12 protein-coding genes are annotated in these 18,443 nt (G+C 29.3%); 8 read left to right on the forward strand and 4 right to left on the reverse strand.

Translation table 4 applies throughout. The features are described from left to right. From rplM to MHJ_RS03460, 3 genes are all read right to left on the reverse strand, one after another. Nucleotides 1-435 carry a 50S ribosomal protein L13 gene (rplM, locus tag MHJ_RS03450; RefSeq protein ID WP_011284373.1) on the reverse strand — a complete coding sequence of 145 codons (435 nt, stop codon included), beginning with the start codon at nucleotides 433-435 and terminating at the stop codon, nucleotides 1-3. A gap of 132 nt (nucleotides 436-567) precedes the next feature. Next, nucleotides 568-1,347, reverse strand: coding sequence for a 16S rRNA (adenine(1518)-N(6)/adenine(1519)-N(6))-dimethyltransferase RsmA (gene rsmA / locus MHJ_RS03455; RefSeq protein WP_044284731.1), 780 nt, complete (start codon nucleotides 1,345-1,347; stop codon nucleotides 568-570). Then, a complete protein-coding gene (locus MHJ_RS03460) occupies nucleotides 1,328-2,575 on the reverse strand; it encodes a TatD family hydrolase (protein ID WP_044284732.1) in 1,248 nt (415 codons plus the stop codon). Before MHJ_RS03460 ends, rsmA begins: the two co-directional genes overlap by 20 nt. A 95-nt stretch (nucleotides 2,576-2,670) precedes the next feature. Here MHJ_RS03460 and MHJ_RS03465 point away from each other — a divergent pair, with 95 nt between their 5' ends. The 8 genes from MHJ_RS03465 to MHJ_RS03500 all read left to right on the forward strand — a co-directional run bounded on the left by MHJ_RS03465 (nucleotide 2,671) and on the right by MHJ_RS03500 (nucleotide 14,135). Next, nucleotides 2,671-3,663 carry a ribose-phosphate pyrophosphokinase gene (locus tag MHJ_RS03465; RefSeq protein WP_014580023.1) on the forward strand — a complete coding sequence of 331 codons (993 nt, stop codon included), beginning with the start codon at nucleotides 2,671-2,673 and terminating at the stop codon, nucleotides 3,661-3,663. A gap of 22 nt (nucleotides 3,664-3,685) precedes the next feature. After that, nucleotides 3,686-4,294 carry a 16S rRNA (guanine(527)-N(7))-methyltransferase RsmG gene (rsmG, locus tag MHJ_RS03470; protein WP_011284377.1) on the forward strand — a complete coding sequence of 203 codons (609 nt, stop codon included), beginning with the start codon at nucleotides 3,686-3,688 and terminating at the stop codon, nucleotides 4,292-4,294. 138 nt (nucleotides 4,295-4,432) lie between these two features. Next, complete coding sequence (locus MHJ_RS03475; protein WP_011284378.1) at nucleotides 4,433-6,316, forward strand: SGNH/GDSL family surface lipase p65; 1,884 nt, start codon at nucleotides 4,433-4,435, stop codon at nucleotides 6,314-6,316. Between the two features lie 197 nt (nucleotides 6,317-6,513). Further along, complete coding sequence (locus MHJ_RS03480) at nucleotides 6,514-9,453, forward strand: AAA family ATPase (protein WP_011284379.1); 2,940 nt, start codon at nucleotides 6,514-6,516, stop codon at nucleotides 9,451-9,453. 121 nt (nucleotides 9,454-9,574) lie between these two features. Next, entirely contained in the window at nucleotides 9,575-9,727 is a 153-nt protein-coding gene (gene rpmG, locus MHJ_RS03485) for a 50S ribosomal protein L33 (RefSeq protein WP_011206510.1), read from the forward strand. A 1-nt stretch (nucleotide 9,728) separates the two neighbouring features. Continuing rightward, nucleotides 9,729-10,766, forward strand: a complete 1,038-nt coding sequence (locus MHJ_RS03490) for an aminopeptidase P family protein (protein ID WP_011284380.1) — start codon at nucleotides 9,729-9,731, stop codon at nucleotides 10,764-10,766. Between the two features lie 54 nt (nucleotides 10,767-10,820). Then, the gene (locus MHJ_RS03495; protein ID WP_044284733.1) at nucleotides 10,821-12,506 is read left to right on the forward strand and encodes an LppA-related lipoprotein; all 1,686 of its coding nucleotides are present in this window, start codon (nucleotides 10,821-10,823) and stop codon (nucleotides 12,504-12,506) included. 63 nt (nucleotides 12,507-12,569) lie between these two features. After that, on the forward strand, nucleotides 12,570-14,135 hold the full coding sequence (locus tag MHJ_RS03500; protein WP_148166910.1) for an LppA family lipoprotein: 1,566 nt from the start codon (nucleotides 12,570-12,572) through the stop codon (nucleotides 14,133-14,135). Nucleotides 14,136-14,814: 679 nt separating this feature from the next. On the opposite strand, the gene MHJ_RS03505 is transcribed toward MHJ_RS03500, so the two are convergent. After that, the gene (locus tag MHJ_RS03505; RefSeq protein ID WP_044284734.1) at nucleotides 14,815-18,420 is read right to left on the reverse strand and encodes a P110/LppT family adhesin N-terminal domain; all 3,606 of its coding nucleotides are present in this window, start codon (nucleotides 18,418-18,420) and stop codon (nucleotides 14,815-14,817) included. Nucleotides 18,421-18,443 lie beyond the last annotated feature (23 nt).

The raw sequence follows: 18,443 nt of genomic DNA on the forward strand, positions 1-18,443 counted from the left end.
CTATTTTACCTCTAATTTTTCCGGATTTTGACCTAAATGTGGATGTTCTGATCCTGAATAGACATAAAGATTTTTGCGCTGCTTATCCCCTAATTTTGTATGCGGAATCATACCATAAATGGCTCTTTCTAATAAAGCAATCGGTTTTTTCGCGCGCATTTCACGGGCTGTTCTCACTCTTAGACCACCAGGATATCCGGAGTGATTATAGTATAACTTTTGCTCTTCTTTTTTTGCGGTCAACAAAATTTTCTCAGCATTAATAATAATAATTTTGTCACCCATATCAACATTAGGTGTAAAATGCGGATAATGCTTTCCGCGTAAACGCGAAGCAACAAAAGCGGCTAAACGACCCAGAATTTTGGATTCTGCATCAATTACAAACCATTTTTGCTTGACTTCTTGGTGCTTGACAAAAGTTGTCTGTCTCATAATCAGCCTTTCATTTTAGTGGTTTTGAGTGCAAAAAAAATAAGAAAAAATAATAAATAAGCAACCAAATTTTTGGTTGTCAAGAATGTATTAAAATTATACAATATTTTTTAAAAAAACAAAATATTTTTTTTAAAAAATATTGTTAAAATAAAAGTCGGCTAACCTTATATAAGTTACCAAATCAAGCTGTTGAGGTCTTATATTTTGAGCAAATTGAAAAAAATTATAAATTTTTTCAATTTGCTGCTTATTTAGAAAAAAAATAAGATTATTATATAGAGTTTTTCGTTTAAATTGAAAGCATTTTTTTGTAAACCAAAAAAATTGCTCCGTTTTTTTGGCATCCAAGTTTGTTCTAAGATCAAAAAAAACAACAGCTGAATTGATTTTCGGCTTTGGAAAAAACGAATCCGGTCCAACTACAAACAATTTTTTGACATGCGCTATATATTGTGATGCAAGCGATAATTTTGAATAAGTTGGTGTTTTTGGTTTGGCAACTATTCGATCGGCGACCTCATTTTGAACCATTAAGATAATTTTATCAAATTTTTCAAAATTTGCAAAGATTTTAAACAAAATTTTTGAGGTAATATAGTAAGGAAGGTTGGCTATAATTGTTTTTTTTTCTTTAAATTCGAGTTCTGCGAGCAAAAAATCTTCGTTAATTATACGAAGATTTTTATTCTTGAATTTTTTTTCAAGAATTGGAATTAAATTTCTATCAATTTCATAACAAGTAACAAATTTTGCTTTTTCAAGTAAAAAATTTGTTAAAAAACCGGTTCCACAACCTATTTCGATAATTTCTTTGTTTTTAAGATCAATATTTTCAACTATTTTTTCAGCAATTTTTCTATCTTTTAAAAAATTCTGACCTAAATGCTTCTTAGGAACCGGTTTTTGCATTTTTTACTTTAAAAATTTTCCTTACATTTCTATAAATTATTTCAGAAAGTTCTGTTTTTGTCAAATTTTTTAAATTTGCTATCGTTTGATAAGTTCACTGAATTTGGGGAGAAACATTTGGTCAAAGTTGGCGATTCGGTTCAGGGCTTAAATAAGGCACATCGGTTTCGGTAAAAATTTTCTCAAGCGGGGTTTCTTTAATTATTCTTCTTAATTCAATGCTTTTTTTGAAGGTAATAACTCCCGAAAATGAAAAAAAACAGTTGTTTTTCTTTACTAATTTTTGAAATATTTCATAATTTGTTGAAAAATTATGAAATATGAAATTAATTTTAGAAAATTTAGTTACAATTTCTGAAATTAATTTCATTGCTTGATTTTCACCTGACTTATCGCGAATATGTAACATAACTGGGATTTTTTTTGATTTTGCGATTTGAATTTGATCCAAAAGCGCTTTTATTTGGACATCTTTTGGCGGATTATTTTCATAGTAAAAATCAAGACCGACTTCGCCGATGGCTAAAACTTTATCATCAATATGATTTTCAAGTAGGGAAAAATTATCATTTTCTGCGACCAAAGTTGGATGAATCCCTATGATTTTATAGATTTTTTTTGAATAATTACCTATTTTTTTAATTTCTTCAAGATATTCTCATGAAGTTCCAACAACGAAAATAAGTCCAATATTTTTTTTAAACCAATTATCAACTTGTGCTTTTGAATCTTGAAAATATTCTGAAAAAGGATGGCAGTGAATGTCGATAAATTCGTATCTTTTTACCAAATTAAACTTAAAAGTATTTGAATTGCCATCAAAAGATATGGCAAATTTTTGAAAAAAATTATTAATTTTTGTGTCCAAATTGCTAATTTGAACATAAAAAGTTTCAAAATGATAATTTTCTTCTATAAAATCGAGAATAAATTCACCAATAATATTAATTCAGTTTTTATCTAAAAACTGACTAAAAAAAGGCAGATTTAGATAAAAAGTTTGTTCTTTTCTTGAAAGTACAAAAAAAGCAAAAATAAAATCAGCTTGTTTATGCTCATCAACAACCAAAAATTCATAATTTGTTTCAAAATTTTGATAATAATCAAAATTACTGATTTTATTTTTGCCTTTTTTTGTTACTACATTTAATTCTAAACTAAATTTTTTAATAGTTTTCTGAAATAATTCTAAATACCGCGGTAAAAATTGCTGAATTTTTAAATACATAGTTAATTTTGATAATTAATAGATAAAAATTTATTATAATTTTGTTTTATTATAATACAATTTTTAATTATAATATAAAAGGAGAAAGAAATAAAATGAATATTGATGCAAAAAAAAATATCATCCTTTTTGGAATGGAAAATTCCCTTGACTTAGCCAAAAAAATTTCGAAAATTACAGGAATCCCACTTTCTGGGATTGAAAGAATTGTTTATGCTGATGGCGAAGTTTTACTAAAATCCAAAGAAACAATTAGAAATTCGACTGTTTTTGTAGTTGCAAATACCTCCCGCCCTGTTAATGAAAATATTATGGAACTTTTAATCTTCATTGACTCGTTAAAAAGAGGTTATGCCCAAGAAATTATAGTAATTCTTTCTTATTATGGTTATGCAAGACAAGATCGAAAATCATCAGGAAGACAGCCAATTACTGCAAAATTAGTTGCAAATTTACTTGAAAAAGCGGGAATAACCAAGCTAATTTTAGTAGATATTCACAATCCAAGTATTCAAGGTTTTTTTGATTTTTCAGTTGATGAAATTCATGGACAGTATATTCTTGCAAACGAACTTGTCGGAAAAAATAAGGACTATGTTGTTGTCAGTCCCGATCATGGAGGCGCGGTTCGGGCAAGAATTCTAGCCGAAATTTTGGGTAAACAAACAAATGTTGCTGTGATTGACAAAAGAAGGACAGGCGCTAATAAATCCGAAGTTTTAGGACTAATTGGCGATGTAGATGGAAAAGATTGTATAATAATTGATGATATTATCGATACAGGTGGGACGATAATTAATGCAGCGAATGTCATTAGAGAAAAAGGGGCAAAATCTGTTGTTCTAGCCGCTACTCACGGCGTTTTTAGTCATGGTTTTGAAAAATTTCAGGAAAATCCTAATATTGACAAAGTAATAATTACCGATTCAATTGATAATAAAAAACTTGCTAAAAAGTTTCCCAAACTTTTGATAACCTCGCTTGCCGAATTTTTGTCAAAAAGTATTTTAGCCTGCATTTTTTCGACTTCAATTACAAGTATTTATGAAGAAACTAAGCAAAAATTAATTAAAAAGAACCTAAATTAAACACTTTTTTAAAAGATTTGAAATGTATAAACGATTAGTTCAGGAATTCTTTCCTAAATTAGATTTTGAAAATTTAGAAAAATACGTAAATTTAATTGAATTTAGTAATAAAAACTTTAATTTAACCGCTTTTTCTGGTGATATTCTCTGAAAAGAGGGAATTTTTGAGTCAATTTTTACAATGAATTTCATTGTTGGTCTAGTAAATAATAAAGAAAATAAAAAATTAAAAATTTTGGATATTGGGGCTGGATCAGGTTTTCCTTCAATTCCTTTTTTGATTACAAACCCAGAAATTGAGCTAACAATTTCTGAGTCAATGCAAAAAAGATGCCAGTTTTTAAAGGATGTTTCTGAAAAATTAGATTTGAAATTCAATTTAATTTGCAAACCAGTTCAAGAAATTAATCCACAAAAATTTGATATAATAACTGCCAGAGCAGTGGCAAATTTGGAAAAGCTTGAGAAAATTACAAAAAAAATTCATTTTCCAAAAACGCTTTTAGCTTTTATTAAAGGGCCCAAAGTTTTTAATGAAGTTCAAAATTGTAAAAATTGTAATTATAAAATCATTAAAGTTAATAATAATATAAATAAAAAAATTTTTATCGCATTTAAACAAGTTTCTTAATAATTTTGAATTTTAATTTAGAAAATATAAAAATCTTGTTGATTTTTATATAATTTTTTAACCTTTTTTTTTTTTTTTTTTTTTTAGGAATATGGTAAAATTTAGTCCATCTATCAAAAATATAGAAAAGGAAAAATTATGAAGAAAAAAGCAAGAAAATTCTTAAGACTAACTTCGCTTACACTAGCGCCTTTTTCGGTCTTCACCACTCTTATTTCAGCTGGTTGTTTGCAAAAAAATTCTTTGCTTTCAGAAGTAAATTATTTAGCCCTAGGTGATTCACTAACAGCTGGATTTAATGAAGAAACATACCGTGATTTTCAAGGTACTTTAGATAAAGATGGTAATTTAAGCGGTCAATCTTATCCTGCTTATTTTGCTTATTATCTACAAAAACTTAATAAGAATTCACTTGTTTCTTATGATAATTTGGCAATTTCTGGGACAACAACAGAAAACTGACTTTACCTTCTTAATCCAACCAAATATCCAAATGGAAAAATGAGCGATAATCCGTTAGTTACAAACTATTCAGGAAATGAAAAATATAATGAAATAGGCTCTGTTTTTGGTGATTTTAATAAGGATTCCTATCCTGGTTTAGTCGAAAAAGTTAAAAAAGCAAACCTTTTGACAATGTCAGTGGGAGCTAACGATCCTTTTTTAGCAATTTTTAATGAATTTAAAAAATGAGCAAGTATAATAAAACCAAAATCAGAGGAAGCAAAAAAATTACTAGATCCAAATGAAAGAGCGAATTTCCTAGCAGAAAAAGGAATGCTTTTAAAGGCGGAAGTTAATAAAAAAATTGAGGAAATAAACACAAATCTTGATAATTTAATTAAAGAATTAAAGGCGCTTAATCCAAAATTAAGTATAAATTTAGTTGGATATAAATTGCCAAATTCCGGTTTTATTAAGATTTTAAAGTATCTTTTATATACTTATGCAAAAATTGAAACGGACTTTATCAATGAAATTCCCGAAAAAATTAACAAAATTATTCGTGAAACCGCCATTAAAAATAAGGTAAATTATATTGATGTCTATGATAAAAGTATTTGAAATGATTCTGATAAAAATTTAATGGCGAAAAATTTTGACTTCCACCCTTCAATTCAAGGTTATAAAAAAATTGCTCACCAACTTTTGTTAAAATTAACTCTTGACCAAGAAGAAAAAGATGATTCTAATGCTGAAGAGCTAAAAAATACTACAAATTTCGATGATTTTGATGAGAATAAACCGACCTATTCCAAAGTTATTGACCTAAGTGTTTTTGCAAAATCAAATAAAGAATTTCTTGAAAAATTAAACGAAAATAAGCAAACTAGTGAATTTATTGCTCAAAAATCCACTTTTGACACCGATCAAGAAGCTGCAATCAAAGACGACAAACGCACTTTTGGAAATATAGTTCGAGAAATTGTATCTTTACCAATCTTCGATAATTTTGATTTTAGAGAGTTAATACCTGTTAAAAATCCATTTGTAAAAGCAATTATTAACAGCTATTTAGGGAAACCAGCTGGTTCTCTTATAAAAGATATCGAACAACTCGAAAATAAAGTGAAAGATTACGCAAGACCTAATATCAAGATTTTCGATACAATTATTGACTCATTCATAAGAAAAATGGTAGCATTTTTTGCTGAATTAAACACTGATCAAGAAATAAAAGAATTCAAAATGTCACCTCAAATACTATTTCTGACACTAAGAAATGCAATACTAAGTCCATTTGATTTAACTAAATTAAAAGACAGTGCTACATTTAAAATTTTAATGAATCTCAAACCAGAACAAATATTAACTCTACTAGGCCTAGGTAAAACCCCTTCAGTTCCTAAACCTGAAAAACCAAAAGATCAAGGTTCTATGCCACAAACAGATACTTCTAGTCAAAAACAAGAAAGCGGAACAGGTTCAACAGATTCAACAAAAGCTACAACTGAAAACCAAAAACCAGCTGAGCAAACAAATTCTTCTGAGCAATCAAGTACCGATTCTAAATCAAACTAATTTTTTAATAACTTATAATTATAAAAAACCTAAACTTATTTCAGTTTAGGTTTTTATTTTCTAATTTCAAATTAGAAAATAAGACTTTCTAAAAAAGTCTTATTAAAATGTTAAAAAAACCTTGTTTTTTATAGACTTTTTTAAATTTTTTATTATAATATATAAGGAAAAATTTTAGTATTTCTGACTGTGAAATTATGAAGTTAATAAAAATTGAAATTGAAGGTTTTAAATCCTTTGCTGAACCTGTAAGTATTAAATTTGATGGTTCAATTGTTGGAATAATTGGGCCAAATGGCTCTGGAAAATCCAATATAAATGATGCAATTAAATGAGTTTTAGGCGAAAAATCAGTTAAACAATTACGGGGCCAAAATATGGATGATGTCATTTTTGCTGGCTCAAAAACAGTTATGCCTGTTAATAAAGCGATGGTAAAACTGACATTTTTAGATGAAACTCGTGAAGATAGTGCCCAAATTTTCACAATTTCCCGAGTTATCAAAAGAGGACAAGGAACTAATGAATATTTTTATAATGATCAATTAGTTCGCTATAAAGATATTAGAAATTTAGCAATTCAAGCTGGAATTTCCAAGTCTTCACTTGCAATTATTTCCCAAGGAACGATTTCTGAAATCGCCGAATCAAGCCCTGAACAACGAAAACAAGTAATCGAGGAAGTCGCCGGAACTGCAAAATATAAAATTGATAAAACTGAAGCTCTAACAAAATTAGATCAAACCTTGATCGCAATTGAAAAAATTGAAATCAGGACAAAAGAGCTTGAAAAACAAGTAAAACAGCTTGAAAAACAAGCAGAAAATGCAAAAATTTACCTCGAAAAATCAAAGCAATTAGAATCTGTTGAAGTCGGCTTAATTGTCTCTGATATTAAAAAGTACCAAACAGAATTAGATCAAGTCCAGGAAAAATTAAATGATCTAAAATTTCAAGAACCTAAATTTATCAGCGAAATTGAAGCAAATGAGAAAATAATTATTACAAATACACAAAAAAGGTCAGAAATTGAAGCTGAAATCAACACTAAAAACCGCGAAATTCACCGCCTAAAAGAGCAAATTAATACCCTAAATTTAGCTTATGCAAAAGCAACTCAACTTCAAGAAATGATTTTATCAAGTGAAATTAGTGTAAATTTTGAGCAAAAAATGGCTGCTTTGCGCCAAAAATATAGTCTTATAAGCGCGCAAAAAGACAATTTTGCAAAATTAATCAGCCAAAACAAGCTCAAAAAACTAGAAATTGAAGAAAAACTTAATACATTTAGGACACAAAAGGGTGAAATTGAAAGGAATTTATACAGTCTAAATTCCGAAAAAATTATTAGTCAAACTAGAATCTCCGAGCTAAAAAAGTCCTTAGAATCAATGTCTTTTTTGCCAAAGGGGACAAAAATCATTATCGAAAATAGCTTTCTTTTTCCTGGATATTGTGGGCTTGTCTCTGATTTAATCAAAATTTTCCCAAAATATACAGGCGCAATTGAAGCCGCATTGGGTCCAACTTTAAAACAAATTGTTGTTGACCAACCTGAAACCGCAGTTTCAGCAATTAATTTTCTAAAGAAAAATTATGCAGGAAGCGCAACATTTATCCCCCTTTCAACATTAAAACCGCGATTTATTCCCGATTTATATCTTGAACATCTAAATTCACAAAAAGGTTTTATAAATTTAGCTAGCAATTTAGTCGATTTTGAAAAAAAATACAAGATTTTAGCGGATTTTTTACTAGGAGGGATTATTGTTGCTGATACAATTGATTCAGCAAATCGAATCGCAAACTTCCTTAACCACAAAAACATGATCGTAACTTTAGACGGCGATGTTATTAGAACTAGCGGGATAATTTCTGGGGGTCATAAGATAAAAAATGATTCTTCCTTTTCAATTCAGTATAAAATCGATGAACTAACAAATAATTTGAATTTTTTTGAAGAAAAAATTCAAGAATTTAAAGTTAAATCTAATGAATTTGAACAGTTAATTACAAGAGAATCTGTATTTTTACAGCAAATTAATATTAATCTTAATGATTTAGAGCAAAAATTTAGTAATTCTGAAAATGAATTAATCGAAATTAAAGCTCAAAATGAAGGTCTTGAAGAGAGTCTAAATCAAAAAGATGACCTAAATTTAAGTCTAAATCGAACTTTAAAAGAAAAAATTGAACTTGAAAATGTGGTTTTAGAACTTGAAAATCAATGCAAAATTTTAAAAACTGAAAAAAAACAGCTCGATAATCAAATTTCAGAACTTACAGTTTTAGTTCAAGAACTTAACCAAAAACAGCGAAAAATCAACGCAGATCTTAACCAAAATCAAAATTACAAAGACAAATATGAATTTTTAATTACAAATTTACGAAATAATTTATCCCAAAAATACAGTCTAACTTTTGAAGGCGCAGCTCAAAAATATGAACTTGAAATTCAAGAAAAAGATGCTCGCGAATTTGTAAATAGTCTAAATTTAGAGATTAAAGCGCTTGGAAATGTTAATTTAGATGCAATTAATGACTTTGAAACAACGAGTCAAAGACTCGAAAAACTAAAAAAAAGTCAAAATGAACTTGAAACTGCCAGGTCAAAAATTTTAGAAGTTATCTCGGATTTAGATAAAATTATCATTGGAAAAACCCAGGAAATTGTCGATCTAGTTAATTCCGAGTTTAACCTTGTTTTCCAGAATATGTTTGGTGGGGGAAGTGCAAAAATTTATTTTAGTGATAAAAACGATATTTTAAATTCGGGGATTGAAATAAGTGCCCAACCACCTGGAAAAACTATCAAAAATATTAGGCTTTTTTCTGGGGGCGAAAAGGCAATTATTGCAATTTCACTTTTGTTTTCAATTATTAAGGCAAGACCAATTCCGCTTTGCATTCTTGATGAAGTTGAAGCTGCCCTTGATGAGTCAAATGTGATCAGATATGTGGAATTTCTAAAGCAGTTAAAACAAAAAACGCAGTTTTTGATCATCACCCATCGGCACGGAACGATGTCCCGAGTTGATCAACTTTTAGGAATCACGATGCAAAAACGAGGAGTAAGTTCAATTTTTTCTGTTGAACTTTCAAAGGCAAAAGATCTTTTAAAAGAACAATTACAGTAATTTTTCCTAACATTTTTTCTAAATTTTTTTGCTGAAAAATGTTGATATGGAAAAAGCGAAAATTTATGGTATAATTTCTAAACTAACAAAATAATAAAATTTAGAAAAAAGGAGAAAAACAATGGCAAGAGAAGGTTTAACTCTAAGATGCACTGACTGTAAAATGGAAAATTATATTACTAAAAAAAACAAGAAAACCAAACCAGAAAAAATTGAAGTCAAAAAACACTGTCATAAATGCAACAAACACACTTTGCATAGAGAAAAAAAGTAAAATGAACCGCAAATATTTAGAAAAAGCGTTTTTTGATAACCATTTAGATGTAATTATTTCTTTTTCATTCCAAAGTCGACTCTGACTAACGAAAATTGCGGCCTCCGATGGAATTTTATTTATTGAAAAAGATCAAGCTTTTTTGTTTGTTGATGGTCGTTATATTGAAAAAGCTGAAAAAGATGCTAAAAATTGTCAGGTTTTTTTAACTACCAAGGCAAATCTTGAAGATTTTTTCAAGAAAAAACCGTATCAAAAAATCGGCATTGAATCTGAATATTTAACTATTGAACAATTTGATAAAATAAGAAGTTGATTTCCAAATGCCGATTTTGTTAAGTTACAAGCCCAACTTTTTCGAATTATAAAAACAGAAGAAGAAATCAAAAATATCGAAAAAGCTGTTGAAATCTCACTCGCGGCTTATAATAAAATATTTCCAAAAATCAAACCGGGAATGACGGAGAAAAGTATCGATGTCAACCTAAATTATCAAATGAAGCTTTTAGGAGCCGAAAAAGAATCCTTTGATTCAATAATTGCAACTGGTTCTAATTCGGCAATGCCGCATTGAAGGGCGAGTGAAACCGAAATTTTAGATAATGATCTTTTAAAAATTGATTTTGGTGCGCTTTTTAACGGTTATTGCGCTGATATTACAAGAACTTCTTATCTTGGACAGATTAGTGAAAAAAAATTAGAAATTTTGGAAATAGTAAAAAAAGCTGCTGAAATTGGTAGAAAAAAAGTTGCTCCTGGGGTTAAAGCCAGCGAAATTGACCTTGCTTGCCGGAATTTTATCACCGAACAAGGCTATGGAAAATATTTTATTCACTCAACTGGCCACGGGGTTGGTATTGATATCCATGAATTGCCAGTTGTTAGTTCAACTAGCCAGACAATTTTAGAGCCCGGAATGGTAATAACTGTTGAACCCGGAATTTATATCCCTGGACTTGGAGGCGCAAGAATTGAGGATGTTGTTTTAGTAACTGAAAGTGGTTTTCGTACCTTGTCACGAAAAGGTGAAAGAATTTAGAATTGAATCAAAAATAAAAATTTTTTAACCTTTTAGATAAAAAAATCATTAAAAATGAAAAAAGCAAAGCGAAATTATAAAATTTGGACACTAACAACCTTAGTACCAATTTTTTCAATTTCTCAAGGTTGTTCTGAGGTTCAAAAATTACCGGATGTAAATCCTGTTTCTAAGGTTATAAAAGCCGGAAATGAAACTAAAAAAATTGAGGATGACCAAGAAAAACTAGATAAAATTGAAAAAATTGAAATTAAAACGGTAAAAGAACAAGAAAAATCTGAGACTAAAAAAGTGGTTCCTGTAAAAAAACCAGAAAAAGTTGAAAAAATTGAAATTAAAACTATAAAAAAACAGGAAAAGCTTGAAACTAATACAAAAAAGCAGCCCGAAATAACTAGTCCAAAAGTAGAAATAAAAAAAACTATTAAAAAAACAGAAAATCCTGGACAAAATGAGAAAAATGTTGATCTAAAACCAAGTCAAAAACCAGCTGAAAAACAGCAGGAAATTAAGAAAGCCGATGTTGGAATAACACGTAAAAAAGAAGAAATTTTGAAAAAAAATGAGCCTGTTAAATCTCTAGATAAAAATGAAATTTTACTTACTGAATTAAAGGCTCATCTTGGAAATCTGCCAGATCAAATTCAGGTTGCTAACGCACGAAAAAATGATAACCCAATGACATTAGTTTATAAAGCAACAAATGAATACAAAAATCTTTCGTATTATAATATTGTAAATCCAATTGGGGAGGATAATGAAAAGTATGAGCTAAAATTAGACTTTTTTAATGCAAAATACAACAAAAACGGACAAAATAAAGACCCAATTGAAAATGTAAAACTAATTTTATCGTTAAAATCTAATCCTAATATAAAATTCTCCAAAGTTGTTACTGTTTTTTATCAGAAACAAGAAAAAACTGAAAAAAATTATATTTTAAAAACTAAATTTCCTGAAGAATTCAAGAATATCTATCCATCTTTTATCGCTTTTTTAATCCTTAATCGCGAAAAAGAAAATGTTGTTTCCTTACCTTTTTTTAATGAAGATGGAGTTATTCTTAAAAATAGGAAATTTGGCTTTGGTCTGCAGAATGAACTCGTAGAATTTAAATCTAAAAATCTAGAAAACGACAAGGATAAATATACTTTTGAGGTTTTAAGCGCCAAAGCTGATGATGAAAACGGGAAATTAAGTTTAAATCTAAGGCTGTGAAAAATTAAGGATAGAACTGAAAGAAAAGAAACTTTTGCTGAAATTGAGACAGTAGAAATTTCTGGTTTTGCGAAAAATTCCAGTAAAAATTACGAGTTTAAACTAGCTGAAAAAGATTTTGAGATAAATCTTTTAAAAGACAATCTAAAAAATAAATTAACAGATGAAAAATTGAAATCAAGCTTTACCAAATATGCATTTTTAAAAATTTTATTTGAAAAAATGCATATTTGGTCAACTATTGAAAACGAGAAAAAATTAATAAAAATAAGTGATCTAAGGATTGGAAATTGAATTGTTTACCCGCAATTGATGTTTTTAGATTTAAATCCTATCAAGTCAATTGATAATTTAATTTTGACAAAAAACGGGAATAAAATTACTTGAAAGCTAAATTTAGAAACTTATTTATTAGACAAAAATCAAACTTTAACTCCACAAAGTCAAGATTTTTTATTAGGTCAAAAGCAAATTCAGGAAATTCAAGGTAGTTTAAATCTTGATCAAGTCAAAAAAAATTAGTAAATTTAACCTTTATTTACTAATTTTTAATAATTTTACAAAAATGATGTAAAATTATTAAATATGAAGTCTAAAAAAACAAAAAAATATATTTTCTTACTTTTGAATCCGGTTGCACTTCTTTTCCTATCAGCAAGCTGCTCGAATACGGCGCCTGCAACAACAAAAATTTCTAAAGACCAAAAAGAGGATAAAGGTACTATAAGAAAAGAAGTGGAAAATCCTAAAAAATCTGAGGAAAAACCAAGTACTGAAAAATCTGAAGTTAGCACTAAAAAATCTGAAAGCTCTGAAGAAAAAATTGAAGAAAATCCAAAAAATGAGGCCGTAGAAAAAAAAGATGAAATCGCTAAACAAAAAGATGAAATTTCTAAACCAAATGGTGAAAATCCGCAGCCTGAATTAGACAAACCCCAAGCTGAAGACGACCATCAAGTCGAAAAAATAGATGTCAAACCATTCAATCCAAAAGAGGATCAAAAAGATGATGATATCAAATTAGCGCAACTAAAAGGCTATCTTTCCACCCTGCCTAACACTCTTTATATTACAACTTCACTCCAAAATGACCTTCCTTTGACAATTATTCATAGCGGAAAAGGCGAGAAAAAAGATTTAGGCTATGTTAACTTTGTAAAACCAATTCAAGACTTTAATGATACTGAATACGAGGCAAAACTTGATTTTTCTGATGCACAACAAAAAGAAAACAAGACCAAAAATCCAATTGAAAATGTTGGTTTAGTGCTTAGTTTGAAAGACAATAAAAAAATCACTAGTTCAAAAAAAATTAGACTTTTATATACTGAAGAACAAGAAAATAAATCACATTTAAAGGCAAAAAGTTTACCGGAAAGTTTTAAACATATTTTTCCTTCATTTTTAGCTTTTGCACTATTAAATAAAGAAAAAGAGGTAATTTCTCTGCCTTTTTTTAACGAATCAGGTTATGTTTTAAACAATCAAAATTTTGGGGCGGGTCTTAAATCAATTTTTGCAGAATTTAACAACAGTGAAAATAATAATCAAAAAGATAAATTTGGTTTTGATGTTGTCAGCGCGCAGCCTGATGATGAAAAGGGGGAATTAAAACTAAATTTCCAACTTTGAAAAATAAATGAAACTAACGGTGATCAAAAAGAAATTTTTCCTAAAATCGAAAGTTTAACTTTTTCAAACCTGGCAAAAAATTCAGATAATAATTACGAAATCAAACTTGATGAAGCAACTACAAATACAAATTTAAACAATGAAGATTTTGGGCTAAAAAACGCGGGTGAGAATCTAAATACATCTAAATTTAAGAAGAACGAATTCATAAAAAAAATAATAGATAATATACGGGTGAATATTAAAGCTGAAAATATTAATAACAAGTGACTCAAAGTTAGTGAAGCAAAATACAAAAATTGATTGATTTTTCCGCAAATTCAGTATGCAAATTTAGACTCAACAAAACTAATTAATAATTTAAAACTTGAAAAACAACAGGAAAACAAAATTTCTTGAACTTTGAACTTAGAATCCTACTTACTCGATAACAATCAAATTCTAACCCCAGACAGCGACTTTATTTTCGGAGAACAAAAAAAAACAATTACAATCAAAGGCGAAATGCAATTAAGTTAAGTTTTGAAAGAACAAAGGGCTATTATTATACCACAAAGAAAAATTAAGGGAAGATTTTTTTATTTGTACTACCTCCTTTTTTAGTTTCGAGTGCGGACACCATAACCGCTCTAATTTTTATAAGTATTTTTTAATTCTCTGCTTAAAGAGCAATTGGATTTTTAATTATACCACAAAGAAAAATTTAGAGAAGATTTAAAAAAAAAAAAAAAAAAAAAAAAAACTGAAAAGACAGGGCAAAATCATTTTCTAGTGTAAACACAGTTTTTTAAATTTTAATTTAAATTTTAATTTTTTAAACTACCCACAACAATCCAGCACCAACCAATCAAATAGTTTTTATATTCTACCAGAAATTAGAAAAATTCAAAGAAGTTTTTAGAAAAAAGTTTTTAAGGCGAGGATTAAAATTCTTGACTCTTACAGTTATTAGAAATCATTCTACCAGAAATTAGAAAAATTCAAAGAAGTTTTTAAGGAAAAAGTTTTTAAGGAAAAAGTTTTTAAGGAAAAAGTTTTTAAGGAAAAAGTTTTTAAGGAAAAAGTTTTTAAGGAAAAAGTTTTTAAGGAAAAAGTTTTTAAGGAAAAAGTTTTTAAGGAAAAAAACACTATTTTCCATAGTGTTTTTTTATTTTTTTAATTATTAATTATTAATTATTTATTTAATTTAAAAGTTCATTTATTCCCTAAATAGCCCCATAAAGTGTTTATATAATCTCTCTGCTTTTTCAACAGTAGCGGCTTGATCAATACTTTCATCATCAGGAAATTCATAGATCCCTAATCCTTTTAGGGCCAGATATCCATCACCTTCATCGTCTTGGGCTTGGGTATTGTTATTATTTGTAGTATTTTTTAAAAGCCCTCCGACATAATTTAAATCATCATAATTAAATTTTGTCCCTTCAGCGAAATCAATTGTTATATGCTCAGGCTCATCAGAGCTATCATTAGCAATCCACCAAAGATGAAGTTTTTTGTCTTGTACTAGTAGACCAAGTCTTACATCAATTTGGTTCGGATCAGGATTTTGGCTTAGATTTTGACTTGGCGAAGTAGTTGTTTTTCTTTGAGTGTTTGTAATTTTAATTTGATTACGCCCTGATTGTTGGGTATTTGATCGAGAATTGGTTGTTAGACTATGCGTACTTGGGGAGTATTGGATTTGATTGTTATCTGATGGATTTTCGTTTTCGAGTTTGGATTTAATAGTAGTTCAGAGAACTTCCCCTTGGGAATTATTATTCGAAATTCCAAGAACTGTCTCACCCTCGGTTTTTAAAGAACCAACAGATGTTCCCAGCCGGGTTATTCATATTTGGGTATTGGAGTTGTTGTTGGAGCCTCCGTTATTGTTGTCTTTTATCCCAGATCCTACAAGAATTCATTCTTTTTTTGTTCCCGGGTTTTTTATAGCCCCTTTTAGTAGTACTAACTTTTTATTTGGTTTGGAGTTAGTATTGGTATTACCTCTGCTGCTTCCATTTTTTATTCCCTCTTTTATCTTAGTCCCACCTTTTTTAACACGGAGCCCCTCCTCGGTGATCTCGAGCTTAGTCTTTTCGGGTTCAGGAGATGCCATTTGAGGGGAAGCTAACTGACTTCAAATTAGCTGCCCTTCTCTTTCTGTTTTAATCTGGTTTCTTCTTGTATAATCTACAAGAAGTACTGGATCTTCTTGGACTAAGTAGTCAATGTATTTATTAGCCATAACCCCTTTTATTATAAGATTTCGGGTTAAGGAAGTTAGGTTTTTACTATCTGGATTTGATTTTGCCTGGGAAGTATTTTCTTTTAGAATCGCTGTTATTTTTAGACGATCATTAAAGCTATCTGGTTCAACAAGGAAATCTCAGGTAGTTCCTGGTAGAGTTTTATATTTTGAATTTACTAGGAAATCCCAAAGAATTAATCCAAGTCCTAAGTTTTCTTTATTTGTTTTAGTATCTAATAATTGGTTAGTTTCTTTTGTTTTTTCTTGTTTTTGTTTTTGTTCTTTTACTTGTTGTTTTTCTTGCTCTTGGAATTTAGTTGTTTTTACTTTAGCCGAAGAGGCTGAAGTTGCTGCTGCTTGTGTTGAACTTGTTGTTGAAGTTGTTGCTGAACTTGTTGGTGTTGAATTTGAACTTGAATTTGGAGTTTCTGTAGATTTATTTTGGGTTGTACCCGCCATACTTGAAGAAGAAGTGGTTTTACTATTAGAATCATTAGAATTTGAAGATGAAGATTCTGCTTGGGCTGATTCAGGTTTTACTTCTTTTTCATTTTTTGCTTGATCTGGTTTTGCTTGACTTGTTGCTGTAGCAGGTTTTATTTCGTTAATAAACTTGTTTTTGTGTTTCTCTTTATATTCTTCGAGGTCTTTTTTACTTTGAGGTAGATGATGGAAATCTAAATAATAAAGTGTTTTCGCGACTTCATCATCTAAGAAGGTTTTACCTTCCTTTTTATATTGGATAACCTCTTTGACTAACTTTTCCATTCTCCCTAAAGTTATTCAATCTCCTTCAGGGTTATCCTCATATTGAAATTCGATTGCTAATAGATCGTCATTGTTAAGATCTATTGGGCTAAACGTCTTACTTTCAATTTTAGCTTGTAATTCTTTTTCTCTTTCTGGATTTTCCTTTAATAAAGTATTAATTATTTCTCTTTGTTTTGCACTATAGTCAAGTTGAACTTTAAATCTTGAAGATAAATTTCCAAGATCTAAAAGGACAACTTTTGAATTTGACCCCTTACCTATTTTTGCTAGCGAAGCTTTTAAAACCGGGGGATAATTTGATCTAACCTGACTAGAAACTAAATAAGGGGCTCTAATATCGCTAACAACTTTTTTAAGACTAAAATCTACTTTGAGTACTACTTGTTCATTTTCTAATAATTTTTCTTTTTCATTTTCTTCAATATTTCTATCAAAATTAATTGAATTAACTTTAAGATAATATAAAGGAAGATCGGGAATTGGAATTAGTCTCGACCTTAGATCGAAAAAACTAAGGAAATTTTCCTTTGCTTTCTCGAAAGAATCTTGCTCTGATCCATTAGAATTTGGTTCGTTTTTAAGATCCTCTTCTTGAAATTTAGTAGTGGATGTATTATTATCCACCTTTTTGTTGTTATTGTGTTCTTTTAGTTTATCTAATATTTTCCTAAGATACTCCGGATTATTATCATTTTTATAGATAATTTCAGACAATGATAAATTATCACGGATTAAACCTAATTGAACATAAGGTTTAATCTCAACAAATTCAGTTACTTTTTGAAGTACTTTTTCCTCTTGTTTTTTAAGATCAAAATCAAGTTTTTTGATTCCCTTAATTTTAAAATCGTATTCGGATACTAATTTACCATTTGGATCTCAGAGTTCAAAAGTAATAGAAAGCGTTCCATTTGGATCGCTTAAGTTTTTAAAGGCTAAATTTTCTACTTTTTGTAGTTTATTAACCCTTGCGCGGTCGTTTTCATTTATATTTACTAATTTTTCTTCGCTTGCATTTTTATTTTCAATTGTTTTGGGGGCTAGCACATAACCCTTTTGGAGCATAGTGGGCAAACCTTGGCGGTTAACTAAGTTATAACCAAGATAATTTTTTATCAAGGCCTGGCGAAAAGCCTCGGCTCTTGATCCTGTTTTTTTATATGCAACTTGAAAGTCATTATCAAGCCGAAAAGCCATTTCTGAGGCTAAAAGATGCGCGCTTTCAGGGGCTAAGGAAGAAAGTGATAGACCTGAAAGCTCTTGATTAATTTGATAATCTATAATATCATCGCCAAAATCATCTTCTTCTTTTCAACCTTTTAGAGAAGTTAGTCTTGAATAGGTAACTTGATATTTTTGGGAATATGCACTAACTACTACCGCTTTTACTTCTTTATTAGCCGCAAAGGCATCGGAAATATCCAAAGAAATCTTAAATGAATGTTTTGTAATTGGGGTGTAGTCATAAGTATCTAAAAAGTTAAAGGCATTAGCTGCTTCCCTAGCAAGTCCTAATGCCATTCTTGCTGTTAGATGTCTATATTTATCAAAAAGTTTAAGATTTTCAACTGCTCTTATAAAATCTTCTTCTGAGAAGATTAGATCTGAGTCTGATTTTAAATCCACGACTTTGTTTTTATCGACTCCTCCTGAAACTTGGGAACTAAATGATTTCTCAAAAATTGTTAGTCCAATTGGGACTGCTACAACTGTAGTTGCAATTGATGTCACCGAAAATCCGGTTGAAAGAATTGCTTTTGCTTTATTATGTTGTTTCTCTTTTTCGTCAAATTGGTTCATTACTTATCCTTTCGAAGATATAA

Source organism: Mesomycoplasma hyopneumoniae J, from assembly GCF_000008205.1.
Lineage (GTDB): Bacteria > Bacillota_I > Bacilli_A > Mycoplasmatales > Metamycoplasmataceae > Mesomycoplasma > Mesomycoplasma hyopneumoniae.